General features: G+C 38.1%; 5 protein-coding genes and 1 pseudogene. 4 read left to right on the top strand and 2 right to left on the bottom strand.

Features of this window, described 5'->3' with window-relative positions; all coding sequences use genetic code 11:
- Window positions 1–51: 51 nt before the first annotated feature.
- Window positions 52–969, top strand: coding sequence for an IS30 family transposase (locus tag AYR53_RS12475; RefSeq protein ID WP_046870788.1), 918 nt, complete (start codon window positions 52–54; stop codon window positions 967–969).
- Between the two features lie 813 nt (window positions 970–1,782).
- On the opposite strand, the gene AYR53_RS12470 is transcribed toward AYR53_RS12475, so the two are convergent.
- Window positions 1,783–3,045, bottom strand: coding sequence for a YhgE/Pip domain-containing protein (locus AYR53_RS12470; protein ID WP_068281293.1), 1,263 nt, complete (start codon window positions 3,043–3,045; stop codon window positions 1,783–1,785).
- A gap of 164 nt (window positions 3,046–3,209) precedes the next feature.
- Here AYR53_RS12470 and AYR53_RS12465 point away from each other — a divergent pair, with 164 nt between their 5' ends.
- The 3 genes and pseudogenes from AYR53_RS12465 to AYR53_RS12455 form a co-directional block, all read left to right on the top strand.
- On the top strand, window positions 3,210–3,758 hold the full coding sequence (locus AYR53_RS12465; RefSeq protein ID WP_068281292.1) for a TetR/AcrR family transcriptional regulator: 549 nt from the start codon (window positions 3,210–3,212) through the stop codon (window positions 3,756–3,758).
- 381 nt (window positions 3,759–4,139) lie between these two features.
- Window positions 4,140–4,745 (top strand): recombinase family protein, encoded by a 606-nt coding sequence (locus AYR53_RS12460; protein ID WP_024855745.1) that lies wholly within the window; start codon window positions 4,140–4,142, stop codon window positions 4,743–4,745.
- 67 nt (window positions 4,746–4,812) lie between these two features.
- A pseudogene (locus AYR53_RS12455) lies at window positions 4,813–5,181 on the top strand (SufD family Fe-S cluster assembly protein); the annotation flags it as partial.
- A 243-nt stretch (window positions 5,182–5,424) separates the two neighbouring features.
- Here AYR53_RS12455 and AYR53_RS12450 read toward each other — a convergent pair.
- Entirely contained in the window at window positions 5,425–6,048 is a 624-nt protein-coding gene (locus tag AYR53_RS12450) for a MarC family protein (RefSeq protein ID WP_002829857.1), read from the bottom strand.
- Between the last annotated feature and the right edge of the window lie 28 nt (window positions 6,049–6,076).

Here is a 6,076-nt window from a genome sequence, read left to right as displayed (position 1 = left end):
TTGTGCCTTTAATGGTAATTGTCCAAAACAACCATAAAGGAACTGCGACTCATGACTAGTTTATCATCTCAAGAACGTACTGTCATTCAAACTTTGCTGGAATTGAATTATTCGATTCGTGCCATCGCGCGTTTTATTAACCGATCACCTGCGACGGTCTCTGTTGAAATTCATCAAGTCACGCCCTATAAAGCTGATATTGCTCATGCATTGGCATTGAAAAAACGTCATCTACGTGGCCGTCATCACACACTAACACCAGCTATCGCTGTCTTTTTGAATGAGCACATTGGCATTTTAAAGTGGTCACCAGAAACTGCTGCTCATGTTTTAGGGTTACCTTTCAAAACGATTTATAATTGGCTCAATGCTGGCCGACTCAAACTGTCATTAGCTGATTTACCTGACAAAGGTATTCGTCAAAAACGTCAGTCTGATGGCAGACGTCAAGTATTTGTTCACGGCCGTTCAATTGAATCAAGACCCAAAAGTGTTCAAGCACGGCAGGATTTTGGTCACTTTGAAGTTGATACGATGCAATCGGGTAAGAAACGTGGTGAAGTGCTTGTCACAATCACAGAAAGATTAAGTCGGCAACATATTGTGAGGCAAGTTAGTGGTCGCAATAGTCAGGCAGTGACACCAGTATTAATTCATTTTTTTCAAGGGATCGAGAATGCTAAGTCAATCACTGTTGATCGAGGACGAGAGTTTGTAAAATATGATGAAATCGAGCAAAAACTAGGCATTCCCGTTTACTTTGCACACCCATACTCACCAGAAGAACGTGGGAGTAATGAGATATTAAACCGATACGTTCGGCGATTCATACCAAAGGAGCGAAAAATTGAGACGGTTAGCGCCAAAGAATTAGATCAAATTAATCATTGGATTAATGCAAGACCAATGAAAACACTCAATTGGCAATCACCACGAAAGGTTTTTCAGCAGTTCGCAGTGTTCGGTTAATTCTTGCAATCTACCATATATAAAAAAGTATGACTTCGAAGATAGCAATGATTTAGCTACACATATTCGAGCTATTAATGATGACCTGCTTTATACAAACTATGCCGACGAAACAAACTTTAGAGCAAGCATTCAAAGATTAGGAGAATTATTAGGATTTGATTCTAGTCAGCCTGAGGCAGAAACGGCTATCAAAGAAGGCGGTCCTGATAATCTTTGGCTGGATCAAAGCACACAGATTGTCATAGAAGATAAAAATCGACGAGCTAGTGATGAAATCTTTAAAGGTGATGTAGAACAAATAACTACATCTTCGAATTGGTTTGCGGAAAAATATCAGAGTCAAACTTTCTATTCCATTATTTTCCACCCCTCTATCATCTTTGCTTCAGATGCACATACCAACTTTAAAGTTCATGTAGTTTCTGAAAGTAAGCTCCAATTGTTAAAAGACGCAATATATAAACTTGCTGATGGAATATGCCAGGAATCATTGAACTACTGGAGTGCTGAAAATCTCCAAAATTTATTTTGTGACACAAAACTATTAAAGCATTCGTTCATTTCCACCTACACAGTACCTGCCAAAAAAATAATGATATAAGAAAGCTTTTATGTGTGATTAGCCAATAGGGTATACCTCAAGAACATTCTCTGCCTCTATACAATTCAGAATTTTTATATACATTTACACAAAATATTTCACACTCTCTTTTTTTTTGAGGGAATTGTTGCTAAATGGATCATCAAAAAATAGTCAATCAATTGATTGGCTATTTTTGATGATATGAATAATTGGGTTTCATGTTTTGTTTAATTATTTATTTTGCGGTGTGGGCGAACCGTGAACAAATAGTGTTTTAAGTATCCTGAACTATACATCAAGATAGCAGCGACAAATCCAATTATTAACAAGACTAATAATGATGACATGGTGGTACTCGATCCATTATGGAAATACAAAGTATTTGTTAGTGTTTGCATGCTAAATCGCATTGGAACCCAACTGTAAATTCCCTTTCGGTACAAAGGATCAAGGGCTTCCGGTGCATAAGACATCACGGAACTTGCTAGGAACCAGACTACGAGTAGTAATGGGTAGAAAGCAAATCCCAACCAATCCAGGACACACGTTATAATAAGATAAAAGACAAAGATACTAATAGACATTAATCCGATAAAGTTAATTGGGTTTGGAATTGTTAGGTTAAAGCATACATTAACAAATAAGAACCCAACTGTTGCTGAAAGAATACTTGCTACCAAACCGGTAATTAGTTGACTAGTTATTGTTGTAGCATTTAAAAATTTTGAAGCACTTCTTTTTGTATGTTCGCGCCATAAAATAAGAGAGGGAATTAAAGCGCTAAACCACGCCAATGCCACTAGAAGCATGGGTGCTGTGCCATTAACCGTGTTCTTTTCAATTTTATTAGACTCATGAGTAGATACACTAATAGGGGTCGAAACCAAATCCCAAGATTTTGCGGATAAATTAATCTTATTTTTGCTAAGAACACTTTGTTGCTGTGCGCTAATTCGTGATGAAAGCGCATTTGCAATCTGAGGAAGTGCTTGGGATAGCAATTGCGATATTTGAGCATTCATTCCTTGATTAATACTGATCTTAATCTGTGCAGGGTGAACGGGTTTCTGTGTAACAAATTTAGCTTGAAGCAATTGTGATTTTGCAGAATCTGGTAATTCCTCCTTTTTTTGAAGAGTAGTGAGCTTTTGGCTAATAATTTGGGCCTTTAGCGATTCATTTTGCTGCTGTAACTCTTTTGAAAATCCTGATCTAATAATGAAAGCCCCATAATACTTTTGATCATTAAAACCATCTTTTTGTGGAGATACCCATTTGATTTTTGAATCTTTTCCATTGAATTTCTTTCGCAACTTACTTTCAATTTTATTGCTGAGAGTTCCTTTGTCTTCGTTGACAAGTGCTACAGGAATTTGTTTTACTTTGACAGAGTTACGTATGCCAATTAAGGCAAATGAAACTATTCCAATAATTGCTCCAACAAGCAATAATGCTAACCAATATCTTTTACTACGAATTACATCGAACATCTGATATTCCTCCCTTTTAAGCTAAGTACTAATAATAGTGGACATTATTTTGGAAAGACATAGACAACTTTTTTTGAAACGTCACTTAGGCATACAAAATGTTATTTGTGTATACTTAAGTTACATATGGATCTATACTGATGTTTGGAGAAAAGGAGGAACTTATGACTGATTTAAGAAATAAGAGAACAGAAATGTTAATTGAAAATTCTTTTATACAATTAGTAAGACAACAGGGATTTAATAATGTATCGGTAATTGATATCTCTAATAAAGCCTTGATCAATCGTCAGACATTTTATAGGCACTATCAGGATAAGTATCACTTGGCCGCGAAAATGATTCAGGATTTTGTGTCGACTTATGATTCAGTATTGAAGAAAAGAAGTAATTTAAATAAACAAAATCAAAACTTTTTGAGCATTACATCCATATTGGCACCTGATATAAAAAATCTTTTAATCAAACAACGTGAAAAGATTTTAGCATTGCGCTCTATTCAATTGGATAGCAAAGATTTTAGTAGTGAGATAAAAAGGGTTTTAAGAAACAATCTTGTAAGTATGCTGGAGGAAAAACCTGATAAGTTTGAAATGTCATTATTAACTTCACTTATTCTGGGTAGTTTTAATTACCTAATTGATGAACAAGAATTGCCTGATACAAGTCAAATACAACATGCAATTACAGGAATCCTTTGTTTGATAAGCTAAACCTGAATTATTCATATAAATCCCAAAATTTACGACAGTTACTGTAGTATCAACGTTGTCTAATGTTTTCACTTTTCACCTGTTGGGTGATAAAAAAAGAACCCCAATCTGTTAGATTGAAGTTACCACAACCATCAATCGAAGAGAGAGATTCCAATGTTTAGCGTTCCGAAAATTCATCTAGAAAGCAACCAGCAAGTGATTTTAACACATGATGGTGGGCATTTATTGACATAAGAGCATTTAGGGAAAGTAGAATCTTTCTATTTTCAATAAGTTAACGTGACGGCCACTAGGGTATACCCTAGTGGCCTTTTTTATTTTTGTGCTATACTAGGAAATACAGATGTTCATTAGAACTGTCCAAAAAGGAGCGGTAAAATGGCAACTATTGGTTATGCGCGCGTTAGTTCCAAAGAACAGCATTTAGATCGTCAATTAAATGCTTTAAAGAATGTTGATAAGCTTTTCACTGATAAATTAAGTGGTGCAACTACCAATCGACCCGAGTTGCAAAAGATGTTGGCCTATATCCGTGAAGGGGATATTGTTTTGGTCACTGAATTAGATCGATTAGGCAGAAATAATCAAGACCTAACCAAAATCATGAATAGCATTCAGGATAAGGGAGCTACATTAGATGTGTTAAATTTACCATCGATGACCGGCATCTCTGATCCGAACTTGCGCCAACTGATGACTAACCTCATTATTGAATTGTATAAGTACCAAGCCGAAAGCGAACGTAAACGAATTATTGAACGTCAACAACAAGGCATTGCCCTCGCTAAACAGCAGGGCAAATACCATGGCCGTAAAGCACAATATAACCAAGATGATCCCCGCTTACAACATGCCTTTAAACTATATCAAGCCGGTATGAGTGATGTGGACGTGGCCCGCAATACCGGTATAAAGCGGACAACTTTTATTCGTTATCGAAAGAAATTTAAGATTGTGAGAGGTGGAGTACATGAAGCCACATAAAATTATCCTCACTTGTTTTGCGCTTCTTGTTTTGGGAGTGTGTAGCCTAGTAATAAACACCTCGGCTAACGCAGCAATCTGCCATAACGGCGGCCGGGCGGACTACCGAGGATTGATTAAATACACTAAGGCGGCCAAACGGGCTAAGTCCCACGTTGAGTGTGATACGATTTTGATAGATCAAGACAGTGCCAGCGATACTTTCCCGGTTAACGACATCGAAACGAGCGACGGTACGATTGAACACGAGGCTCACGTTTCGAAAATCTCTGAAGCCCAACTGTACTACTTGAAAAGTCGGGGATTAGACGAAGCGACCGCCTCCCAATTGATTATTATGGGATTTTTGGAGCCCTTCACTAAGCAATTGCCCATGGAATACGCCGTGGAATTAGACCGGTTGATTAAGTTTCAGATGGAGGGCAGCATCGGCTAAAGCTGTGAAATTTGCGAACGTTATGCAAAATTTTGCCCAATAAAAAGAACGGCGAATTAACGCCGTTCTTAAACGATTGATAATAAAATTAAATTAGAAAACATTTTTAAATAATAAAGCCAAAACGTGCTCCCAAAGTCAGTTTGCGTCGCTTAATAGGTAATTGGTAACCATGTTCATGCATAACCAACGATTCCTTGTTAATGCTCACGAACTAGCCGACTTTGGGGGTGCGTTTTTATTTTAAAGGTGGAAGGCGGCTTGTACACCCACGATCAGCATTTTGACGCCGATGGTTGCTAAAATCAGCCCCATTAACTTGGTGATCACGTTCATGATGTTGTTGCCCAGCTTGTCCATGATTTGTTCACCGTAGATAAAAATGAAGTAAGCAATGACTGCTAAAACAACGAACGCGGCCACGACGATGAAGGGGTTAGTTCCACTAGCCAAGTTCATGGTGGTGGCAATGGTTCCGGGGCCGGCCAAAATTGGCATGGCTAGCGGAGAAATCGCGACGTTGGTGTTACTACTGTTGACGGAATCCTTAACGGATTTTTCGGGATCGTGCTGGATCGGCGAAACGTTACCTTGGATCATGTGGTAACCAATCAACCCCAAAATGATTCCGCCCATGATGCGGAGTGCAGCAAGGTTGATACCAAAAATGGTGAAGATGTAATTTCCGAGAAAGGCAAACAGTACCACGATGACGGTCGCCACGATAAAAGCCAGTCGGGCAATCGCGTTGATTTCCTTGCGACTGTTATCAGCAGTCAAACTGACGAACATTGGCAAGTTAGCAAAGGGGTTCATAATTGCAAAAAATGCGGTGAATGAAAGTAAAAATGCTTGAACTAAATGCATGGTCGTCCTCCTTGTTAAACGTTTTCAA

It is taken from the genome of Loigolactobacillus backii (assembly GCF_001663675.1).
Taxonomy (GTDB): domain Bacteria; phylum Bacillota; class Bacilli; order Lactobacillales; family Lactobacillaceae; genus Loigolactobacillus; species Loigolactobacillus backii.
This window is presented reverse-complemented; position numbering and strand designations above follow the sequence as displayed.

Coding starts and splice junctions, on each gene's coding strand:
- AYR53_RS12475 (WP_046870788.1), top strand. CDS start 52: ATGACTAGTTTATCATCTCAAGAACGTACTGTCATTCAAACTTTGCTG.
- AYR53_RS12470 (WP_068281293.1), bottom strand. CDS start 3,045: ATGTTCGATGTAATTCGTAGTAAAAGATATTGGTTAGCATTATTGCTT.
- AYR53_RS12465 (WP_068281292.1), top strand. CDS start 3,210: ATGACTGATTTAAGAAATAAGAGAACAGAAATGTTAATTGAAAATTCT.
- AYR53_RS12460 (WP_024855745.1), top strand. CDS start 4,140: ATGGCAACTATTGGTTATGCGCGCGTTAGTTCCAAAGAACAGCATTTA.
- AYR53_RS12450 (WP_002829857.1), bottom strand. CDS start 6,048: ATGCATTTAGTTCAAGCATTTTTACTTTCATTCACCGCATTTTTTGCA.